This window comes from Marinovum sp. J2-8 (genome assembly GCF_055808435.1).
Genome location: NZ_JBVVRZ010000003.1, coordinates 88,107 through 107,561 on the forward strand (window position 1 = coordinate 88,107; position 19,455 = coordinate 107,561).

Below are 19,455 nucleotides of genomic sequence, written 5' to 3' on the forward strand. Positions count from 1 at the left end.
CTAGCAAATCCGCAGTGTCATCGGTGCTGAACGCCGCCGATTGAGGGTGCTGTGGCGTCATGAGCCAGAGACACCACCAGCAATTCTATCGGCGCGCTGTGACCCAACGTTCCGCGTGACAATTCCACGGCCATCGGGTGACCTCGCACCAGCAAGAGGAGGCCGCCAGATATGACCAGCTACCCCAATATGTTCCGCCCGCTCGACCTTGGGCATACGGTGTTGAAAAACCGCGTGCTGATGGGGTCGATGCACACCGGGTTGGAAGAAACCAAGGACTGGAAACGGGTGGCCGAGTTTTATGCGGCGCGGGCGCGTGGTGGGGTTGGGTTGATGGTCACCGGCGGCATGGCCCCGAACCGCGAAGGTGGGGTTTTCCCCGGCGCGGCGGGGTTGTTCACGCCGGACGATATTGCCAATCACCGCAGTGTCACCGACCGGGTACATGACGCGGGGGGCAAGATTGCGATGCAGATCCTGCACGCCGGACGTTATGCCTATGGTCCCGAATGTGTCGCGCCCAGTGCGATCAAATCGCCGATCTCGCCCTTCCCCCCAAGGAGCTGGACGAAGACGGTATCGAAAAACAGATCGCCGACATTGCCACCGCCGCCGCCCGCGCCCGCGAGGCCGACTATGACGGGGTCGAGGTGATGGGCAGCGAAGGCTATTTCATCAACCAGTTTCTGGTCGCCCATACCAACAAACGGACGGACAGTTGGGGCGGCAGCTATGAAAACCGGATGCGGTTGCCGATCGAGGTGGTGAAACGCGTGCGCGCCGCCGTTGGGGCGGATTTCATCGTGATCTACCGGCTGTCGATGATCGACCTGGTGCCCAATGGGTCGACCCATGACGAGGTTGTGCAACTCGCCCAAGAGATCGAGGCCGCTGGTGCCGACATCCTTAACACCGGTATCGGCTGGCATGAGGCGCGGATCCCGACCATCGCCACCTCTGTTCCGCGTGCGGCCTTTGCCTGGGTCACCAAGAAACTGATGGGCAAGGTTGGAATTCCGATCATCACCTCGAACCGGATCAACACGCCTGCGGTGGCGGAAGAGGTTCTTGAATCCGGATGTGCGGATATGGTGTCGATGGCGCGGCCATTCCTGGCGGATGCGGATTTTGTCGCCAAGGCGGCGGCGGGGCAGGGGGATCGCATTGCGCCCTGCATTGCCTGCAACCAGGCCTGTTTGGACCATACATTCAGCGGCAAGATTTCGAGCTGTCTGGTCAACCCGCGCGCCTGCCATGAAACTGAACTGGTGATCGCCCCTGCGGAAACGGCAAAATCGCTGGCGGTTGTGGGTGCTGGTCCGGCTGGACTGTCGGCGGCGCTGACGGCGGCGGATCGCGGACATGCGGTGACCCTGTTCGATCAAGCGGATGAGATCGGCGGCCAGCTCAACATGGCGAAACGTATCCCCGGCAAAGAGGAATTTGTCGGGTTGGTCGACTGGTACAAGACCATGCTGGCGCAATCCTCAGTTACCCTGCGGTTGGGTGCGCGGGTGACCGGCGACGATCTGGCGGGGTTTGACGAGGTCATTCTGGCCACCGGCGTCGCGCCCCGTGATCCGGGCATCGCAGGGCAGGATGGGCCCAATGTCCTCAGCTATATTGATGTGCTGCGCGGTGGGGCTGTGGTTGGCCCGCGGGTGGCGATCATTGGGGCCGGTGGCATTGGCTTTGATGTCGCGGAATATCTGGTCGAGGCGCTGCCATCGCCAACCGAAGATACAGAGGAATGGAAACGGCAATGGGGTGTTGGTGACCCGGCGTTGACACCGGGCGGGCTGGCGGCCGCAGGACCACAGCCCGAGGCACCGCAACGGCAGGTGACATTGTTGCAGCGCAAGGCGGAACGCCCGGGCAAGCGGTTGGGCAAGACCACCGGCTGGATTCACCGCGCGACGTTAAAGATGAAACAGGTCGAGATGCGGGCCGGGGTGAACTATGAGCGGATCACCGATGCTGGCCTTTGGGTGTCGCGCGGCGAAGCACGCGAAAACCCGGAGCTTCTGGAAGTGGACACCATCGTGATGTGCGCCGGTCAGGTGCCGGAACGATCGCTGGTCGATGATCTGGCGGCTCGCGGGATCACCGCACATGTGATTGGCGGCGCGGATGTCGCGGCGGAACTGGATGCAAAACGCGCGATAAACCAAGGCACGCGGCTGGCGGCGGACCTATAAGGCAGGCATCTCCGGTGCAGCGCGCCTACCTTGGGCGCGCGCACCAAATTCCCCGCCTTAGTGACCCTAGGCCGGTTCCCACAATTCGATGGCATTCCCGTCGGGGTCGTGAATGCGGGCAAACCGACCGATTTCCGGCTCATCCCATTCGGAGCGGGTTTCCACCGCGATGCCCGCCGCCCTCAGTTGGGCGGTCATCGCATCCATATCTGCAACGCGCAGGTTCAACATGACCTGCTGCGACGTCGGAAAGTAGTCGCTTTCCTTGCGAAAGGGGGCAAACACCGTTGGTCCGGCGGGTTGCGCCCAGACCGACATGCCGGTGTCGATGCCAAGATGTGTCGTGTACCAGGCCGCCAATGCATCCGGATCTGAAGACCGAATAAAGACCCCGCCAATTCCAGTTACTTTTTCCATCCAACTTACCTCAGATTATAGAATAATTAATAAAGCTTACCGCTTTACCCTGGGTCATTCAGGGATTATTTCCGTCGGAAAGCCGGGGTTTTCCTCATGAAAACAAGGGGCTTGGGCATGACGTCGGCCCATCCGGGCAAGGCCGGTTTCTGTGCGGCGGCTTGTTTCTTGTTTTCGCACAGTTAACCAAATACCGCCTTATTGTCAGTCCTCGGCCCAGATGCTGCCCGAATTCAAATCCATAAACGATCTGTGGAGTAACTTTTATATCGAGGAATATTTTATGGACCGTCTGACAGAAATGGAAGCGTTTGCCACAGTGGTCGATCAAGGCGGGTTCACCGATGCGGCGCGAAAGATGGGGATTTCGAAATCCGCTGTGTCCAAACATGTATCCTCGCTCGAAGCGCGTTTGGGTGCGCGGCTGTTGAATCGCACCACCCGCCGCGTCAGCCCCACCGAAATTGGCCTGGCCTATTATGACCGGGCGCGGCGTGTGCTGAACGACGCAGGCGAGGCAGATGCGCTTGTCACGTCGATGCAATCGGCGCCTTCGGGATTGCTGCGCATTTCTGTCGCGACCGATTTCGGGGTCAATCACATGTCACCGATTTTGGGCGATTTCCTGTCTGAATTCCCCGACATCACCGTCAACATGGTTCTGAACAATCGTTATGTCGAACTGATTTCCGAAGGTTTCGACATGGCCGTGCGTATCGGAGAGCTGGAAGACAGCACGCTTCGCGCCCGCAAGCTGACCGAGACCACCAAGCGCATGATCGCCAGCCCGGCCTATTTCGAAAAATATGGCCGCCCGCAACGGATTGACGATCTGAACGAACACAAGCTGCTGCATTATTCCAACCAATCCAGCGGCAATGTCTGGAAGGTCACGGCCCCCTCTGGCGAAAAACGTCAGGTGCGTACCGCCGGGTGGCTGAGCGTCAATGACGGGCAATCGCTTCTGAACGCCGCTGTTGCCGGGCTGGGCATCGCGTATCTTCCGTCCTACCTGTATGCGGATGCAATGGCGCAGGGTCTGGTCATGGATGCAATTCCCGACCTGCCAAACGAGACCCAAGGCATCTACGCGGTCTACCCGCCGGGCCGGTTCACCCAGCCCAAGGTGCGTGCCTTTATCGACTTTCTGGTGCATTCCTTTGCCGACAAAGGCCCGACAGAATGGTAAGTCAAATCAAGTAAGGTATTGGAAAGGCGGGAGTGTTCCCGCCTTTTGCCGTTATGCCGGGTTCAGCATCCGGCCCAACGACCGCCCGCCCAGAATGTGGACATGAAGATGTGGCACCTCTTGGACACCGTCACGACCGGCATTGGCGATCATGCGAAATCCGCCGCCCTGATCCAGCGAAACACCACAGATCTTGGCGACCGCCCCAATGCTGCGGACGTAATCGGTGATTTCGGCTTCACTGGCCTCCGTCGCAAAGTGGTCAAAGCTGACATAGGCGCCTTTCGGGATCACCAGAACATGTGTCGGCGCCTGGGGGGTGATATCCTTGAACGCGAGTGAATGCTCGGATTCAAATACCGGTTCACTGGGAATTTCGCCCCGCAGGATACGGGCAAAAATGTTCTGGTCGTCATAGGCATATGCCATGGCAGTCCTCAATCAGCAAAAAGTTTGTCGGTTAGGGCGATTTCCAGTGACGTTTCTGGCGTCGCCTGAAGAAATTCTGCAAGCGCCAGGGCCTTGACCTCTGGCGGGTCGCTTTCGCGCATCATGCTGTGATTTACAAATCCGGCATCGCGGATCTGGTTGCTTTCAAACGCCAGATCGTTGCGAATTGTCGGCAACAGCCGTTTCAAGGCATCGGGTTTTGTGCGCTCTCCGGCCAGACCCACGCGCTGGGCATGGCCCACAAGGTAGCTGTCGGAAAAGTCGCATTCGACCTCCAGCATACGGGTCACAGACCGGTCCCCGTAAAAATCCTGCAACAAATCGACATTTGCGGGGTCGAGGCAGATGACCAAACGGTTGGTATCGAAATTGTCGAACAACATGCGCAGCAAGGCCCGTCGGTGGCGGTGACGTTTGTCCATTGTGGTCTGAATACCGCCCAGATCCGGCAGCGGGCAGCTGTTTTCGTTGAACAAATATTCGACCGCGGGAATATTCGTCAGCTGCTGAATGCGGGACACCAGACGTTTGGCCACATGCCATTTCTTGCACACCACAATCAGCATTTCGCGGTTTCGCCCAAGCGAGCCTTCATTTTCCCAGAAGCGTGGTGCGAAACGGCGGCCATCGCGGCCCCGCCCCGCCAGAAAATGATAGAGCCCGCGCCCCTCGTTCGAGATCTGAAATTCTGCCCCATCCGAAGAGTAAAGCACCCCAAGCCGCCGCTTCAATTCATGCGCATCGGCGCTGATCTTGCGGGCGAACAGAAAATCCTGGCTGAGCAACAGGTCATAATGGTCATTGTGAAAATTGACCGGCATGCCGTAGTCGGAGAATATCAGAAACGTCAGCGTGCGGCTGCGAATTTCTTCTTCCGGCACCAGATGGCGCACCAGGGTTTGAAAAAATGTCTCGTCCGGAATCCAGGTGGTGGCGAAAAATCGCATCACATCCCGGCGTTCCCGGGTAAAATCCAATATCAATTCGATTGTGCGACGGCGCAGGCACCACCATTGGCTGCCGATCATGATCTGCAGATCCGCCGGAATCTCACGCTCCAGCCCCAGCTTCTTTTGCAGGTTCATTGCCGCGTAAAACAGCGTTTTGTTTTGCCGTTCGTTGAAGTAATGGCGGTAGATCAGCCGCTCTGCCTGGATTCCGGTCTTGATCCAGTCGCTTTCGAAAAAATCAAAACTTTCGATAAAGTCGGCGTCGTTTTCATCAAGAAATTCATGCACATACTCGGCCGATTTGATCGGCATGCAATCGCCGGACAGCATGTAGAAATGCGTCGCTTCGGGAAACGCTTCGACCGCCGCTTCGATGGCGTAAAGGGTGGCCTGCACCAGGCTCCATTCCCCCCAACCGCATTTGAGCCGCCGCTTCGCAAAGGTGACATGTTCATTTCCATCCAAAGCGGCACGGATCTGGTCATAATATGCTTTTGGGGCGCGGGCATCAAAATGCACCGACAGATAATCGCCGCGTGCGGTCAGCCGCTGGGCCTGTTTGATTATGGCCTCCGGATCCTTGTGACACAGCAATATGAAGGCGATTTTGGCCATTACTTTGTGTGATTTCCCCCACGATTATGCCGCAGTATCAGGTTAAGGCTGAATTTCCATTGAATAAACAGGCTTTATTACGAAATTCAATCCAGCGTATAGTCGCTGAAAAGCAAAAACCGGCAGGAGGCAGAACACAGTGGGCTTTCCAGGCACTTGGATGACAGAAAGTGAGAGCGTGGTGTACCGCGTGGTGCCGAAATGTGCCTGCTCGACCATCGGTCAGATCCTGTATTATTCCGACCATGGCGCGTTTTATGATGGCGACATCCATGATGCGACGCAGGGGCTGCATAAATGGGCGCGCGAAGAAAGCCAGCAGGTGATCAACGCCAACGTCAAGATGCATCAGGCCTATGCCTTTACCTGTGTGCGCAACCCTTATACCCGCATCCTGTCGTCGTTCTTTGACAAGATCTGCGGCATCCAACGCAACGGCAACCGGTATCGCGGCAATTTGGTGCCGATGCTGATTCAGAAATACGGGATCGAGGTTGGCGGCGACGATGGCAAAGGCGAATTCGACCAGATCGCCAGCTTCCGCCGCTTCCTTTTGTTTGCCCGGGATACGATTCGCTGGCGCCAACCGATGGATCCCGACATCCATTGGTCCGCCACCTCGGGCCATGTGTCGACCTTTATCGCCAACGGTGGCCGGTATGATCGGATCATCTGGACCGAAAAATTCAACGAGGGCATGAGCCAGGTGCTGGATGCGATCGAAACGCCGCATGCGATAAAACTGGATGACATTCCACGTTTCAACGAATCCGAAGGTCACGGACCAAAGCGGCTGCATCCGGTCGAGGATTATTTCGACGATCTGTCGATGCATCTGGTCTATGAAATGTACAAACGGGATTTCGATCTCTTTAAATATGATGTCGCCAACCCGGCAAACAAACAGCCGGTGGATGAGATCGACCTTGACGAGGTGCATGCGAAGCTGGGGGAATAGCGCCTGATCCCACAGCCCGCCGATGCATATCCGTCGCAGTCCCGGATCTGATCCGGGACCTCATATCAATTTTGTCGACCAGGAGGCCCCGGATCATGTCCGGGGCTTGCTGTTCGCAGCTGGCGATATCAGCCTGCTTCGCCGAGGCCGGCTGCTTCGAACACCTGCTTCAATTCGGTCTCCGCGCGTGGCCCGATGTGGCGGATCACTTCGCCTGCGACGGTACAGCCCATGCGCCCGGCCGTTTCCATATCCTGCCCGGTCACCAGACCATAGAGAAAGCCGGCCGCAAACCCGTCACCCGCGCCCGTGGCATCGACCGGCGTGATCTTTTGCACGCCAACATCCGTGCGCACGCCATCGGCAATGATCGTGACCCCGTCACCTGACCGGGTACAGGCCACCAGGGGACAGATGGCCGCCACCTTATCCAGCGCGGCATCCAGATCGTCAGTCTCATATAGGGATTTGATTTCAGCGGCGTTGCCGATCACGTAATCCAGTTCGTGTTCGATCAGGTTCAGGAAATCGGCGCGGTGGCGATCCACACAGAAGGGATCGGAAATCGCAATGCCCGATTTGCCACCCGCGGCACTACAGGCGCGCGCCATGCGGATGAACGCCTGTTTGCTTTTGTCCTTGTCGAACAGATAACCTTCGAGAAACACCACCTCGGCATTGCGCGCGACGTTTTCGTCGACGTCATCCGGGCCCAGATCGGCAGAGATCCCCAGATAGGTGTTCATCGACCGCTCGCCATCCGGCGAGACAAAGATCATGCTGCGCGAGGTCGGCAGATCGCCGCCCGGCACCGGCGCGTTGACATAGGCCGTGCCGGCCTTTTCCATCGCATCGGCATAGAACCGCCCCAGCGCATCGTCATGCACCCGGCCGACAAATGCCGTGCGCAGCCCCAGATTGCCGATGCCCGCCAGCGTATTGGCGACCGATCCGCCTGCCGCCTGTTTGCGTTCACCCATCGCACCATAAAGCATTTCCGCGCGATCCTTTTCGATCAGCTGCATGATGCCCTTCTGGATGCCCATGTGATCGAGAAAGCTGTCGTCGGCCTGGGTGATCACATCGACCACGGCGTTGCCGATACCGACAACCTGATAGGTTTTCATAGGTTCTTGTCCTCAAATTCACAGAGATCGCGGATCAGGCAGGTGCCACATTGTGGCTTGCGCGCCTTGCAATGATACCGCCCATGCAAAATCAGCCAGTGATGCGCATGTTGTTGGAAATCCACCGGGATATTATCCTCGATGGCGCGTTCGACGGCGTCGACATCCTTGCCCGGGCAAATGCCCGACCGGTTGCCAACGCGAAAGATATGGGTATCGACGGCCTGTGCCGGATACTGCCACCACATGTTCAGCACCACATTCGCCGTCTTGCGCCCGACGCCGGGCAGCGAGATCAGCGCGGCGCGGCTGTTGGGCACCTCGCCGCCGTAGTCTTCGACCAGAATGCGCGACAGCTTGATGACGTTCTTGGCCTTGTTGCGGTACAGCCCGATGGTCTTGATATGCTCGATCAAGGCCTCTTCGCCGAGATCCAGCATCTTCTGCGGCGTGTCGGCGATTTTGAACAGCTCTTTGGTGGCCCTGTTGACCCCCACATCGGTGGCCTGCGCCGAAAGCGCCACGGCCACCACCAGCGTATAGGCGTTGACGTGGTCCAATTCGCCCTTTGGCACGGCCTCGGCGGTTTGGAACCGTTCAAAGATCGCGCGGATCGTATGATAATCAAGCTGTTTTGCCATATGCGCTCTATGGCCCAGGTGGACGCTATGCGCAACATTCGGGTCGCGGTGGCGGGGCCAGATGTCTAGATTACGGGCAAAGGAGATCAGCCCCATGACGGACCAGCAAGACGGATACCACTATCACATCATGCGCCGTGCGATTGACCTGATCGACGCCAGCGACACACCCCTGACGCTGGATGCTTTGGCGGGCGAAATGCATATGAGCCCGGCCCATTTTCAGCGGCTGTTTTCCAAATGGGTGGGGGTGTCCCCCAAACGGTATCAGCAATATCTGGCGCTGGGCCATGCCAAGTCCTTGTTGCGCGAGCGGTTTACCACGTTGGAGGCCGCGAATGGTGCGGGCCTGTCCGGTGGTGGGCGATTGCACGACCTGTTCCTGCGGTGGGAGGCGATGAGCCCAGGCGAATACGCCAATGGCGGCGCGGGGCTGACGCTTTATTGGGGTTGGTTTGACAGCCCCTTTGGTCGTGCCCTGGTGATGGGCAGCGACAAGGGGATCTGCGGATTGGGGTTCGCGGCGGAAACCGGCGACGGCGAATGCATGCGCGATCTCTGTGGCCGCTGGCCGACGGCGGAATTTGTCGAATCGCCGGAGCGGCTGGTCCCGTGGGTGCGCGCCGCATTTGGCGAGGTGGCCGGCGCAGAAACGCCGCTCTATCTGATTGGTGCGCCGTTTCAGATCAAGGTGTGGGAGGCGCTGTTGGCCATCCCGTCGGGTCATGTCACCACCTATTCCGAAATTGCCCAGTCCATCGGCAATCCGCGTGCGGTGCGCGCGGTCGGCACGGCGGTCGGGCGCAATCCGATTTCCTGGCTGATCCCCTGTCACCGGGCCTTGCGCAAATCCGGCGGCTTGGGCGGCTATCACTGGGGCTTGCCGGTCAAACGCGCGCTGCTGGCCTATGAATCCGCGCGGGCAGAGGCGTAATTCCGCCCTGCAGCGACCTTCCGCCGATTCCCCCTTGCACGAAGGTTTGAACATGCGCAGAGTCCCGCCTGATATATAGAACAACGCGACGCAAAGACCGTGTATCTTATGAGGCAAAACATGATTCTTCGACTGAACAAATCCCTTCTTTTGGTGTCCGCGGCAACCGTCGCATTGGCAGCTTGCACAACCGACGGTCCGAACCAGAACCAGAAAGCCCGCCAAGGCGCGGTTATTGGTGGTCTGGCCGGTGCGGCAGCGGGTCTGATTGCCGGCGGCAATGAGGTAGAAAAACGCAACCGGATCATCGGTGGCGCGGTTCTGGGCGCTGGCGCTGGCGCGGTGATCGGCAACAAGCTGGACCAACAGGAAGAAGACCTTCGTGCCAGCCTGCAAAATGGCAATGTCACCATCAACAACACCGGCGACCGTCTGATCGTCACACTGCCGAACGACATTTTGTTCGCTGTGGATGACGCGACTGTGCGTCCTGACCTGCAACGCGATCTGCGCGCCATGGCGGGCAACCTTCAGGCCTATCCGAATTCCACAGTGCAAATCGTCGGCCACACCGACAGCGATGGGGATGCCGGCTACAACTTGGCGCTGTCGCAGCGTCGCGCACAATCGGTGGCCAATGTGCTGACCGCTTCTGGCGTGTCGTCGGGCCGGATTCAAACCATCGGTCGCGGCGAAGATCAGCCGATTTCGGATAACCTGACGCCAGAGGGCAAGGCCCGCAACCGTCGGGTAGAGATTGTGATCCTGCCCAACGCCTAAATCAGCAGTCTTTTGAATAGCAAAAGCCCCGGCGCGGTTATCGCGAACCGGGGCTTTTCATTTTTGGCGATGCTTGATGGCGCACAGTGGATATGTGCCCATGCCCCTTGCCATGTGGTGCAATCACATCCAACTTTGCACTGTCAGAAAAGGGGGCGATATGCCGATGAAGCTATTGGGAATATCCGGGGCGTTGCGGGCAGAATCCTCCAACCGGAAATTGATGTTAGAAGCGGCGCGCCTGTTCGGTGACTGCGACTTCATCGAAGCGGATCTGCATCTGCCGCTGTATGATGGCGATGTGGAAGACCGGGGTATTCCAGCCGAAGTGCAGCGCCTGGCCACCCAAATCGCCGCGGCGGATGCGGTGGTGATTTCCGGGCCAGAGTATAACAAAGGTATTTCCGGCGTGTTGAAAAACGCCCTGGATTGGGTCAGCCGAACCGAGGGCGCGCCCTGGGCGGACAAGCCTGTGGCCATCATGTCGTCAGCCAGCGGTCGATCCGGCGGCGAACGCACGCAGACCATGCTGCGGTCTTGCATGGTGGCGTTTCGGCCAAGGATCTTGCAGGGACCAGAGGTTCTGTTGGCGCAGGGCCGTCAGCAATTCGACGAGTCCGGGCGTTTGATCAACGAACGGACAGAAAAGTCTTTGGGTGATTTGATGGCAGCATTGCGAAACGCCGCTCAATCCAAAGCGGCCTAGCTGCCGCAAGCCCCGGAAACGCAGCGCCCCGAAACACAACTGCATGCTGCTGAAAGGTCTATCCCTTCAGCCATGCAATCAATTGGAACCGGGTGGCACCGCGGACGGCGTGCGCGCACCGGCGCGGCGATAGGCACGTAGCACCAGATAGGGATCAATCGCCTGACGACGGTAGGCGTCGTAATATTGATCCTCACGCATGATCTGCCAGGTGAAAAGCGACGCCCGTTTGCGGAATTCCAGATCCTCGGCGGCCAGTTGCGCCCGAATGCCGGTGTTCACACCCTGACGCGAGGCATAGGTCACCAATGCGCCGTCCCCTGCACCAACCCCAGCACCGCGCGGGGTGGCGCGATTGCCGTCTCCGCCCAGGGCGGCGACCGCATCTGCTTCGGGTGTCAGGTCTGTGCGATTGTTGCCGCCCGGTGTCGGGGTCGGCAGCGCGGCAAAGCTTTCGGGTGTTTCCAGCGGCTTGGCGGGCACAATGGCGAATTCTTCCGGGCCATCGCCACGCACACGCAATTCGTGCAGACCAATATCGCGATTTCCACAGGCGGCAAGACCGACCATCAGGGCCAGCAACACACTCAGCTTTGCAATCGGATTTGCAATGCGCGGCATCGTCATACGTATCTTCTCCACCTGCTCTCTGGCCAAGACTTAACGGAATCCTTGGCCAAGGTCACGTGCCCTTTTTGCGCGGGCGTTTGTCGTTGCCGGAACCATGTCCCGCATCATTCCCAGAAAACAGCACCAGCCCAAATGCCCCGGCAAAGACCGCAATATCCGCCAGATTGAAGGCATATGGGTTTTCCAGGCCGCAACAGGACATGTTGAGGAAATCCGCCACCGCGCCATAGATCGCCCGATCCACGACATTGCCCAGCGCGCCACCAATCAGCAAACCGGCAGAAATTCGCCCGATCCGCCCCGGCGGGTCACGCCAGACCCAGACAATCACAACCCCGACAATGCCCAGTGCAATTGAAATCAACACCAGTCGGGCCAGGTCGGTATGGCCGGAAAACAGGCCAAAGTTGATGCCTGAATTCCATGCCATACGCAGATTGATGAAGGGCGGCCAAACGTCGATTTCACCCAAGGTGCGCAGGTCCAGCAGATGCACGACAACATATTTGCTGATCTGATCCAGCAAAAAGACCCAGATTGCTGCCCAAAAAATTGTGCGCATCTGTGTGCTGCGTTGTGTGCCTGCCATACGTGCTCTGCCTTCTGTCGCTATCCCGGGCTTAGTGCCGGAAATGGCGCATTCCTGTAAAGACCATGGCCAATCCGGCCTCATCCGCCGCCGCAATCACATCTGCGTCGCGCATTGATCCGCCCGGTTGAATGACTGCGGTTGCCCCGGCCGCTGCGGCCTCCAGCAACCCGTCAGGGAAGGGGAAGAACGCATCCGACGCCACGGCCGAGCCTTGGGTCAACGGTGTCTCCAATCCCATGGCCTCGGCCATACGCTCGGCCTTTTTCGCGGCGATCAATGCGCTGTCCAGACGGCTCATCTGGCCTGGCGCCCACACCCACGGTCGCGCCATCGCGGACATAGACAATGGCGTTGGACTTCACATGTTTTGCCACTTTCCAGGCAAACAAAAGATCAGCCATCTGCGCATCGGTCGGCGCCAGTTTGGTCACCACCTTCAGATCGTCCAACCCGACATAGCCGACATCCTTGTCCTGCATCAGGAAGCCGCCGGCCACCTGGCGCATCACCTGACCGCCGACTTTGACATCTGGCAAGCCTTCGGTGGTCAACAGACGCAGATTCTTCTTCTCTTTGAAAATACGCATTGCGCCGTCGTTGGCACCGGGCGCGATCACCACCTCGGTGAAAATACCGGTGATTTCCTGCGCGGTTTCTTCGTCCAGCGGTTGGTTGAACGCGACAATCCCGCCAAAGGCCGAGGTCCGGTCACAATCAAATGCCGACTTATAGGCGTCAAGCAGGGTTGTGCCACGGGCCACGCCACAGGGGTTGGCATGTTTGATGATCGCACAGGCCGGACCGGCCTCTGGGGCAAATTCCGCCACCAGCTCGAACGCGGCGTCGGTGTCATTGATGTTGTTATAGGACAATTCCTTGCCCTGATGCTGCACGGCTGTCGCGACGCCGGGGCGCTCTGTGCCATCGCTGTAGAACGCCGCTTTCTGATGGGGGTTCTCACCATAGCGCAGGGTTTGTTTGACCTGTCCGGCCACCGCACGGCGGCGCGGGGCGACCTCGCCCAAGGCATCCGCCATCCAGGACGACACCGCCGCATCATAGGCCCCGGTGCGGGCATAGGCGGTCTGCGCCAGACGCTGACGGAAGGCATAGGATGTGGCACCGGAATTTGCATTCAGCTCCAGCAGCAGCGCTTCGTAATCCTCGACATCCACCACCGTGGTGACAAACCCGTGGTTCTTGGCCGCCGCGCGGATCATCGCCGGGCCGCCAATGTCGATATTTTCGATACAGGTGTCGTAATCCGCGCCCTTGGCGACGGTTTCCTCAAACGGATAGAGGTTCACCACCAACAGGTCGATTGCGCCGATCCCGTGTTCCTCCATGGCCGCCACATGGTCGGCATTGTCGCGCAGCGCCAGCAATCCGCCGTGTACGCCGGGATGCAAAGTCTTGACCCGGCCATCCATCATTTCGGGAAAGCCGGTCACATCCGCCACATCACGCACCGTCAGCCCGGCATCGCGCAGGGCCTTGGCCGATCCGCCGGTCGACAGCAATTCAACCCCGCGCTCATCCAGCGCACGGCCAAGGTCGATCAACCCGGTCTTGTCGGATACGGAAAGGAGGGCGCGCCGGATCGGCACGAGAGGGTTTGCATCGGTCATGGTTTCGGGGTCCTGCGGTCAGCTGTCAAAATCGAATTCGTCGTCCCGGGTCAGGTCTCTGGTTGCCACGGCTGTGTCATGCGCCTTGGCCAAAGACCACCGGATGCGGGTCGCATAGCCCATTGCCCGGTGAGATAAAACGATCTGTTTCGTCGCGCGGGGCCGCAATCGCCCGGATTCCAGATAAACCGAGGGTTCCAGCGACATTTCAACCGTGCCTTCGTGGCGAAAAACCCATATTTCCCCGGATCGCAGCGCCAATGACACCGCCATGCCGCCCATATCGACCTCGGCGTCGACATCGGGGTGCAAATGAAACCGTGCGTGATAGGGCACGCCGGATTTCCCGGCAGCGGCCAGGACCCGGTCGAATCGCTTCTTGTCCGGCGCTTTCAACGCCAGCAACATGTCTTCGCCCACCAGACCACGGCCATCAAAGGTCATTTCCAGGATACGCGCATGGGTCAACCCATGGGTCGAAACATACCCATCATGCCCGGCCTCAAGCTTTAGCCCATCCGGCATCTGGCCGATTTCCACCGGCACCTCACGCGGGGCATCTTCCAGCATTTCCCGCCGTGCGCCGCCAACCCGGCCTTCGCGACCCAAACGGGCGCTGGAATAGCCTTCCAACGCCAAGGTGGAATGTGACGGCGTGGCCCGACCGGCCCGCCGCCAATCTTCGCCAAAGAACGCCCCGGACCCACAGCTGACAATCAGCGGTCTGCGCCCGGAGGTCACCTCGAACGCCAGGGTCGAGGCATGGGCGTTGAACGATGCTGCGCCTTCGGGCGGTGGGCTGGCGTCCACAATCACCGAGGTACGCCCCGCCGACAGCCGGGCAAATCCCATGGCCAGCCCCTCGGCTCCGCGGCGCACACCGGACGCCGACAGCGCCTGATCCAGCCGCCCGTCAATGCCGCGTCCGCCGCCATGAAACCGCGCCAACCCGCCGTCACTGTGGCGCAACGCCCGCAGCGTCGGGGCAATGCGGGTGATGGCGGCCTGATGCGCCGGGGCAATCATGTTCCCGGTCTCTTCCAGCGCCGCCGCCGCCCAGGTCAGCAGGGTGAACACCTCAAGCAACTCTTCGGGGTTGCGGGTGGGAATGCCACCTTGTTCATCAATCTGATTGCCGCATTCGCGCGCCAGTGCGTTTTTGGCCGAGGCAGTGAATTCCTCCATCCCGCGCAGGCTCAGCCCCGCATAAAGCAGGCCAGTCAGCGCCTCGAACCGGGGCAGGCCGGGGGCCGCCTTGGACCAGCGCCGTCCAAGAAACAGGGTCTGATGTGCCAGCGATTTGAAAAACCGATCAGAATGCTCGGCTTCCAACGCGCGCAACAGGAAAATCGCATGATGGGTCCAGCGCACCAACCGCCGCCCCGCCAGATCCGGGGTCCAGCCCGGCCCCGAGCCGTTGCCATAGCGTTCGATCCACCCCAAAAGCCAGCGTTGCGCCACATTGCGTGCGCGCATGTCCCCCACGGCGGCCAGATCATCAAGCCAGCCAAAGCCATGAATCTGTTCGACAAAGGCCCCGTCGGGCGGCTCTATGTCCCAGAGCATGGCGTCGTCAGCCTCGATCAAATGCCCGGCAAACATCAGGTTTCCGGCAATCAACTGGCGTCCGCGATTGAAACTGCCGATGGTGCGCGGCTCTGGCTGGGACACAAATGCCGTGGCCGCACGCCCGCGCGCGGCCAACCGGGCATGAACCCGGTGCATCAGGCGCGTGCGTCGCGCTGACCAGCTTTCGTTCTCGGACATATGCTCTGCCTCATCCGCACTTTGCGCGCGGCATTTCGCCAATCATACCCGCCAGATCGGGCAAAGTCACCTTGGAAAAATCATTCCCCCGGCGGTTCTGTTGCCTGGTTGGCGCAGGATGGCAGCCGGGCTCAGCGGCTCAGGCAGGCCATATAGAAACCGTCCATTCCGCCACGTTCGGCCCAGTAATCCGGCCGCAGGCGAATGCCCCCTTCGCTGCTGCGCCAGTCCTTCTCGATACCGGGCAGATCAAATGCCTCTGGCACAACCCGCAGCCCCGGATGACGTTCCAGCGCCTCGTCAATCTGGCTTTCACCTTCGTCCGGCAAAAGCGAACAGGTGCAGTATATCAACCGCCCGCCGGGCTTCAAAAGGGTCAGCGCGTGGTCGATCATCGCGGCCTGCAATTCGATCAGCCCGCCAATCTCGGCCCCGTCGCGCGCCAGCGGAAGGTCGGGGTGGCGTCGGATCGTGCCGGTCGCGGAACAGGGCGCATCCAGCACAATCGCATCAAATGTCCCCTGAAATGCCAGCGCATCCGAGGCCACGATCGCTGCCGTCAGGCCGGTGCGTTGCAGGTTTTCGCGCAACCGTCCCAATCGGCTCTCCGAGATGTCCAATGCGGTCACATCCGCGCCACCCGCCGCCAGCTGCAATGTCTTGCCGCCCGGCGCGGCGCACATATCCAGCACCTTCAACCCGGAAACATCGCTCAATCCACGCACAGGCAGGGCCGCCGCCGCATCCTGAACCCACCATGCGCCCTCGGCAAAGCCGGGTAAGGCGCTGACTTGGCCCGGGTTGCTCAGCCGTAGCGACCCCGTGGGCAAAACCTCTGCCGCAAGATCCGCAGCCGGACCTTGATCCCAATCCGCGGCCTTCAGGCTCAGGTCCAGCGGCGCCCCGGTAAAATGCACCACTTCCATGGCCGCCACCGCGTCGGCGCCCCAGGCCTGAACCAGCGGCTGACGCAGCCATTTCGCCAGCCGCGGCACCCGCAATTCCGCCCATTTTTCCGCGCCCTCGGTGGCCACCTTGCGCAGGACCGCATTGACCAAGCCACCATAACTGGCGGTCCGTTTGCCCCGGCGCACATATTCGACGGCCTCGTTGACCACACCATGGGCATCCCCGCCCTGACACAGCTCAACCGTGGCCAATCGCAGCACATTGCGCACCGCCAGCGGCGGCATTTTGCGCAAATAGGGCTTCACCACCCGGTCGGCCCGTTCCAGCCCGCGCAGGGTTTCCAGGGTCAACCGCAAGGCCCGTGCGCGATCGCCGGGTTCCAACCGCTGATGCTGCGGCGCACCGGTCAATTCCGACAAAAGCCGCCGGTCATTCAGCACCTGGCCCAAAAGCCATAACGCGCCCTGTCGTGCCGATCCTGCCATCTGCGACCTCCAGCCCGCTTGCCCATAAGAATTCAGCGCGTATATCTAGGCTCAAGCCGTGAGGAAAGCCAAATGTCTGAAACCGAAACAGAACGCCGCGCCAAATTGCCCGAAGCCGCCCGTCGCGCGCTGGAAGAGGCCGATGCCCGCCGCATTGAAGCAGCCAAAGCCGACCCGCTGCCAACGGAACTGGGCGGGCGCGATGGTCCCGAACCGGTGCGCTATGGCGATTGGGAGAAAAAGGGCCTCGCCATCGACTTCTGATGCGGAACGGGTCCTTCTTCTGTTCACAAATATCCCAGGGTTTGGGGCAGCGCCCCAAGGCCTGCGTGGCCTGAACGCAGGTGACCCTGACCGGGCTTTGACTGGGCCTTGAAACCCTACTGGCCCAGCCCAAGCACGTCGATCATGTCATATTCACCCGGGGCCCGGTCCTGTCCCCAGAGCGCGGCTTTCAATGCGCCACGGGCAAAGACCGACCGGTCACTGGCGACATGGCGCAGCGTGATGCGTTCGCCGGCGGCGGCAAACATCACGTCATGCTCACCGACAATATCGCCACCGCGAATCACGGCGAACCCGATATCGCCCTTCTTTCGTGCGCCGGTAATGCCATCGCGGCCCCGGTCAGAGACCTCCGCCAGTTCGACGCCGCGCCCCTTGGCAGCGGCCTCTCCGAGCATCAATGCGGTGCCTGATGGTGCGTCGACCTTGCGGTTGTGATGCGCCTCGATCACTTCGATGTCATAATCGTCATCCAATGCGCGGGCGACTTTCTCGGCCAATACCGTCAAAAGGTTCACACCCAATGACATATTTCCGGCCCGCACGATCACCGCATGGCGCGCGGCGGCCTTGATCCGGGTCAGGTGGCTTTCCTCCATCCCGGTGGTGCCAATCACATGGCAAAGCCGTGCCTGTGCGGCCAGTGCCGCGAATTCCACTGTGGCATCCGGGGCGGTGAAATCAATCACCGCCTGTGCTTTGGCAAAGGCCGCAAGCGGATCATCGCTGACCACAACCCCCAGATCCGCGCCGCCCATGGCTGCGCCGACATCGCGGCCGATCCAATCGTGCCCTTCACGTTCCAGGGCCGCGACCAGATGCATCTTGTCACTGGCACAGACGGTGCGGATCAACATCTGGCCCATGCGGCCAGAGGCCCCAGTGATCACGATTCCGGGAATGGGTGCGGTCATTTCATTGTCTCCTTGGCCTTATCGCATGGCCGTCTTCACATACCCCGCGTTGCACGTCTTGGCAAAGCCCCTGCGAAAGCGTATCTGGCAGGTATGGCGAAGAATACTTTTCATGACGGGCAAGGCCCATCGCAACGTCAGCTTCGCGTCGGCGAGCTGATCCGGCGTACATTGTCCGAGGTGCTGATGCGCGGTGATGTGCATGACCCCGACCTCAACCGTATTTCGATCACGGTGGGCGAGGTGCGCACATCCCCCGATCTGCGAATCGCCACTGTCTATGTCTGCCCTCTGGGCGGGCAGGGCGGGGACGAGGTCGTGGCGCTGCTGGCGCGCAACAAAGGTGAGTTGCGCCATCTTGTCAGCAAGCAGCTGACCTTGAAATTCGCGCCTGACCTGCGGTTTCGGCTGGATGACACGTTTGACCGGATGGACGACACCAGACGTCTGTTCGAAAGGGACGACGTGCGGCGCGATCTGGACGATTGATGTTTCGGGCGCTGGCTGTTGCATTTCTGATTGCGCTGTCGTCACAGGCGGCGGCGGTCACCTGCGAAAACCAACGCCACGACGGCAATCGGTTCACGGTTTGCGCGGTTGATCCTGTCACGGAAAACCTGCGGCTGTTTCGCGCCGACGAAAACGGCGCGCCTTATGGGCATTTTTCCAAACTCGATACGGCGCTGCGCAACCGGGGCCAGTCGCTGAGTTTTGCGGTCAATGGCGGCATGTATCATACTGATCGCGCGCCGGTTGGCCATTATATCGAAGATGGCCAAGAGGATATGCGGGTTGTCTCGAACGCGGGTCCGGGCAACTTCGGGCTGCTGCCGAACGGGATTTTCTGCATCACAGCCGACCGGGCGCGGGTGTTTGAAACCCTCGACTATCTGGCGCGGACGCCGCAGTGCGACCATGCCACCCAATCCGGGCCAATGCTGGTGATCGACGGGGCCCTGCACCCCGCGTTCCTGCGCGACAGCACGTCCCGCAACATCCGCAACGGCGTCGGCGCCACCCGTGATGGCAAGCGTGCGGTGTTTGTGATTTCCAACAATTCCGTCACCTTCTGGGAATTTGCCAGCTTCTTTCGCGATGTGCTGAAGCTGCCGAATGCGCTGTTTCTGGATGGAAACATCTCGCGCATGTATGCGCCGGATATCGGGCGCAATGATCTTGGCTTTGCCATGGGGCCGATTATCGCGGTTGTCGCGCCGTAGCCGACATTTGGCGACGCCCTATTGACGGGACCCGCGCCGTTACTTATCCCGCCCGTTCTG

Annotated in this window: 18 protein-coding genes and 2 pseudogenes; 9 read left to right on the forward strand and 11 right to left on the reverse strand. The window is 60.1% G+C overall.

The window, feature by feature from the left end; all coding sequences use genetic code 11:
* The first annotated feature begins 171 nt into the window (after positions 1-171).
* Positions 172-2,198 (forward strand): annotated as a pseudogene (locus AC0L4F_RS09820) (oxidoreductase).
* 66 nt (positions 2,199-2,264) lie between these two features.
* Here the strand turns inward: AC0L4F_RS09820 and AC0L4F_RS09825 are convergent.
* Positions 2,265-2,615: a VOC family protein gene (locus AC0L4F_RS09825; protein ID WP_244687885.1), complete on the reverse strand. Its 351-nt coding sequence runs from the start codon at positions 2,613-2,615 to the stop codon at positions 2,265-2,267.
* A gap of 283 nt (positions 2,616-2,898) precedes the next feature.
* Here AC0L4F_RS09825 and AC0L4F_RS09830 point away from each other — a divergent pair, with 283 nt between their 5' ends.
* Positions 2,899-3,804 (forward strand): LysR family transcriptional regulator, encoded by a 906-nt coding sequence (locus tag AC0L4F_RS09830; RefSeq protein WP_244687887.1) that lies wholly within the window; start codon positions 2,899-2,901, stop codon positions 3,802-3,804.
* A gap of 51 nt (positions 3,805-3,855) precedes the next feature.
* Here AC0L4F_RS09830 and AC0L4F_RS09835 read toward each other — a convergent pair whose 3' ends face one another.
* Both AC0L4F_RS09835 and AC0L4F_RS09840 read right to left on the reverse strand, forming a co-directional pair.
* Positions 3,856-4,233, reverse strand: a complete 378-nt coding sequence (locus AC0L4F_RS09835) for an HIT domain-containing protein (protein WP_244687889.1) — start codon at positions 4,231-4,233, stop codon at positions 3,856-3,858.
* An 8-nt stretch (positions 4,234-4,241) separates the two neighbouring features.
* A complete protein-coding gene (locus AC0L4F_RS09840) occupies positions 4,242-5,819 on the reverse strand; it encodes a DUF5928 domain-containing protein (RefSeq protein WP_244687891.1) in 1,578 nt (525 codons plus the stop codon).
* A gap of 139 nt (positions 5,820-5,958) precedes the next feature.
* Between AC0L4F_RS09840 and AC0L4F_RS09845 the strand changes: the two genes are divergently transcribed.
* Positions 5,959-6,777 carry a sulfotransferase family protein gene (locus tag AC0L4F_RS09845; protein WP_244687894.1) on the forward strand — a complete coding sequence of 273 codons (819 nt, stop codon included), beginning with the start codon at positions 5,959-5,961 and terminating at the stop codon, positions 6,775-6,777.
* A gap of 128 nt (positions 6,778-6,905) precedes the next feature.
* Here the strand turns inward: AC0L4F_RS09845 and AC0L4F_RS09850 are convergent, their stop codons facing one another.
* Together AC0L4F_RS09850 and nth are read right to left on the reverse strand one after the other, a co-directional pair.
* Positions 6,906-7,904 carry an adenosine kinase gene (locus AC0L4F_RS09850; protein ID WP_244687896.1) on the reverse strand — a complete coding sequence of 333 codons (999 nt, stop codon included), beginning with the start codon at positions 7,902-7,904 and terminating at the stop codon, positions 6,906-6,908.
* Positions 7,901-8,545, reverse strand: coding sequence for an endonuclease III (gene nth / locus AC0L4F_RS09855; RefSeq protein WP_244687899.1), 645 nt, complete (start codon positions 8,543-8,545; stop codon positions 7,901-7,903). The genes AC0L4F_RS09850 and nth overlap by 4 nt, the downstream gene beginning before the upstream one ends.
* A 94-nt stretch (positions 8,546-8,639) precedes the next feature.
* On the opposite strand from nth, the gene AC0L4F_RS09860 reads away from it, so the two are divergent.
* The 3 genes from AC0L4F_RS09860 (at position 8,640) to AC0L4F_RS09870 (ending at position 10,965) form a co-directional block, all read left to right on the forward strand.
* Positions 8,640-9,479, forward strand: coding sequence for a methylated-DNA--[protein]-cysteine S-methyltransferase (locus AC0L4F_RS09860; RefSeq protein WP_244687901.1), 840 nt, complete (start codon positions 8,640-8,642; stop codon positions 9,477-9,479).
* Between the two features lie 123 nt (positions 9,480-9,602).
* Complete coding sequence (locus tag AC0L4F_RS09865) at positions 9,603-10,259, forward strand: YiaD family glycine zipper/OmpA-like lipoprotein (protein ID WP_442920387.1); 657 nt, start codon at positions 9,603-9,605, stop codon at positions 10,257-10,259.
* Positions 10,260-10,419: 160 nt separating this feature from the next.
* Complete coding sequence (locus AC0L4F_RS09870) at positions 10,420-10,965, forward strand: NADPH-dependent FMN reductase (protein ID WP_244687905.1); 546 nt, start codon at positions 10,420-10,422, stop codon at positions 10,963-10,965.
* A gap of 78 nt (positions 10,966-11,043) precedes the next feature.
* Here the strand turns inward: AC0L4F_RS09870 and AC0L4F_RS09875 are convergent, their stop codons facing one another.
* The 5 genes and pseudogenes from AC0L4F_RS09875 to AC0L4F_RS09895 all read right to left on the reverse strand — a co-directional run bounded on the left by AC0L4F_RS09875 (position 11,044) and on the right by AC0L4F_RS09895 (position 16,976).
* Positions 11,044-11,592 carry a DUF3035 domain-containing protein gene (locus AC0L4F_RS09875; RefSeq protein ID WP_336623641.1) on the reverse strand — a complete coding sequence of 183 codons (549 nt, stop codon included), beginning with the start codon at positions 11,590-11,592 and terminating at the stop codon, positions 11,044-11,046.
* 55 nt (positions 11,593-11,647) lie between these two features.
* Positions 11,648-12,157 carry a signal peptidase II gene (lspA, locus tag AC0L4F_RS09880; protein WP_244687907.1) on the reverse strand — a complete coding sequence of 170 codons (510 nt, stop codon included), beginning with the start codon at positions 12,155-12,157 and terminating at the stop codon, positions 11,648-11,650.
* Between the two features lie 58 nt (positions 12,158-12,215).
* A pseudogene (gene purH / locus AC0L4F_RS09885) lies at positions 12,216-13,815 on the reverse strand (bifunctional phosphoribosylaminoimidazolecarboxamide formyltransferase/IMP cyclohydrolase).
* Between the two features lie 18 nt (positions 13,816-13,833).
* Positions 13,834-15,582: a heparinase II/III family protein gene (locus AC0L4F_RS09890; RefSeq protein ID WP_244687909.1), complete on the reverse strand. Its 1,749-nt coding sequence runs from the start codon at positions 15,580-15,582 to the stop codon at positions 13,834-13,836.
* Between the two features lie 131 nt (positions 15,583-15,713).
* Entirely contained in the window at positions 15,714-16,976 is a 1,263-nt protein-coding gene (locus AC0L4F_RS09895) for an RsmB/NOP family class I SAM-dependent RNA methyltransferase (RefSeq protein ID WP_244687912.1), read from the reverse strand.
* Positions 16,977-17,048: 72 nt separating this feature from the next.
* Between AC0L4F_RS09895 and AC0L4F_RS09900 the strand changes: the two genes are divergently transcribed.
* Complete coding sequence (locus tag AC0L4F_RS09900) at positions 17,049-17,240, forward strand: DUF1674 domain-containing protein (protein WP_244687914.1); 192 nt, start codon at positions 17,049-17,051, stop codon at positions 17,238-17,240.
* 116 nt (positions 17,241-17,356) lie between these two features.
* Here AC0L4F_RS09900 and dapB read toward each other — a convergent pair whose 3' ends face one another.
* The gene (dapB, locus tag AC0L4F_RS09905) at positions 17,357-18,175 is read right to left on the reverse strand and encodes a 4-hydroxy-tetrahydrodipicolinate reductase (RefSeq protein WP_244687916.1); all 819 of its coding nucleotides are present in this window, start codon (positions 18,173-18,175) and stop codon (positions 17,357-17,359) included.
* A gap of 93 nt (positions 18,176-18,268) precedes the next feature.
* Between dapB and rbfA the strand changes: the two genes are divergently transcribed.
* Both rbfA and AC0L4F_RS09915 read left to right on the forward strand, forming a co-directional pair.
* The gene (gene rbfA, locus AC0L4F_RS09910; RefSeq protein ID WP_244687918.1) at positions 18,269-18,664 is read left to right on the forward strand and encodes a 30S ribosome-binding factor RbfA; all 396 of its coding nucleotides are present in this window, start codon (positions 18,269-18,271) and stop codon (positions 18,662-18,664) included.
* Positions 18,664-19,395, forward strand: a complete 732-nt coding sequence (locus tag AC0L4F_RS09915; RefSeq protein WP_244687921.1) for a phosphodiester glycosidase family protein — start codon at positions 18,664-18,666, stop codon at positions 19,393-19,395. Before rbfA ends, AC0L4F_RS09915 begins: the two co-directional genes overlap by 1 nt.
* Positions 19,396-19,455: the final 60 nt, after the last annotated feature.

What these genes read in the sequence shown, in the direction of transcription:
- dapB (WP_244687916.1), bottom strand. Translation starts at nt 18,175, where the DNA reads ATGACCGCACCCATTCCCGGAATCGTGATCACTGGGGCCTCTGGCCGC.
- AC0L4F_RS09850 (WP_244687896.1), bottom strand. Translation starts at nt 7,904, where the DNA reads ATGAAAACCTATCAGGTTGTCGGTATCGGCAACGCCGTGGTCGATGTG.
- nth (WP_244687899.1), bottom strand. Translation starts at nt 8,545, where the DNA reads ATGGCAAAACAGCTTGATTATCATACGATCCGCGCGATCTTTGAACGG.
- AC0L4F_RS09825 (WP_244687885.1), bottom strand. Translation starts at nt 2,615, where the DNA reads ATGGAAAAAGTAACTGGAATTGGCGGGGTCTTTATTCGGTCTTCAGAT.
- AC0L4F_RS09835 (WP_244687889.1), bottom strand. Translation starts at nt 4,233, where the DNA reads ATGGCATATGCCTATGACGACCAGAACATTTTTGCCCGTATCCTGCGG.
- AC0L4F_RS09830 (WP_244687887.1), top strand. Translation starts at nt 2,899, where the DNA reads ATGGACCGTCTGACAGAAATGGAAGCGTTTGCCACAGTGGTCGATCAA.
- AC0L4F_RS09840 (WP_244687891.1), bottom strand. Translation starts at nt 5,819, where the DNA reads ATGGCCAAAATCGCCTTCATATTGCTGTGTCACAAGGATCCGGAGGCC.
- lspA (WP_244687907.1), bottom strand. Translation starts at nt 12,157, where the DNA reads ATGCGCACAATTTTTTGGGCAGCAATCTGGGTCTTTTTGCTGGATCAG.
- AC0L4F_RS09900 (WP_244687914.1), top strand. Translation starts at nt 17,049, where the DNA reads ATGTCTGAAACCGAAACAGAACGCCGCGCCAAATTGCCCGAAGCCGCC.
- AC0L4F_RS09895 (WP_244687912.1), bottom strand. Translation starts at nt 16,976, where the DNA reads ATGGCAGGATCGGCACGACAGGGCGCGTTATGGCTTTTGGGCCAGGTG.
- AC0L4F_RS09890 (WP_244687909.1), bottom strand. Translation starts at nt 15,582, where the DNA reads ATGTCCGAGAACGAAAGCTGGTCAGCGCGACGCACGCGCCTGATGCAC.
- AC0L4F_RS09860 (WP_244687901.1), top strand. Translation starts at nt 8,640, where the DNA reads ATGACGGACCAGCAAGACGGATACCACTATCACATCATGCGCCGTGCG.
- rbfA (WP_244687918.1), top strand. Translation starts at nt 18,269, where the DNA reads ATGGCGAAGAATACTTTTCATGACGGGCAAGGCCCATCGCAACGTCAG.
- AC0L4F_RS09875 (WP_336623641.1), bottom strand. Translation starts at nt 11,592, where the DNA reads ATGACGATGCCGCGCATTGCAAATCCGATTGCAAAGCTGAGTGTGTTG.
- AC0L4F_RS09915 (WP_244687921.1), top strand. Translation starts at nt 18,664, where the DNA reads ATGTTTCGGGCGCTGGCTGTTGCATTTCTGATTGCGCTGTCGTCACAG.
- AC0L4F_RS09870 (WP_244687905.1), top strand. Translation starts at nt 10,420, where the DNA reads ATGCCGATGAAGCTATTGGGAATATCCGGGGCGTTGCGGGCAGAATCC.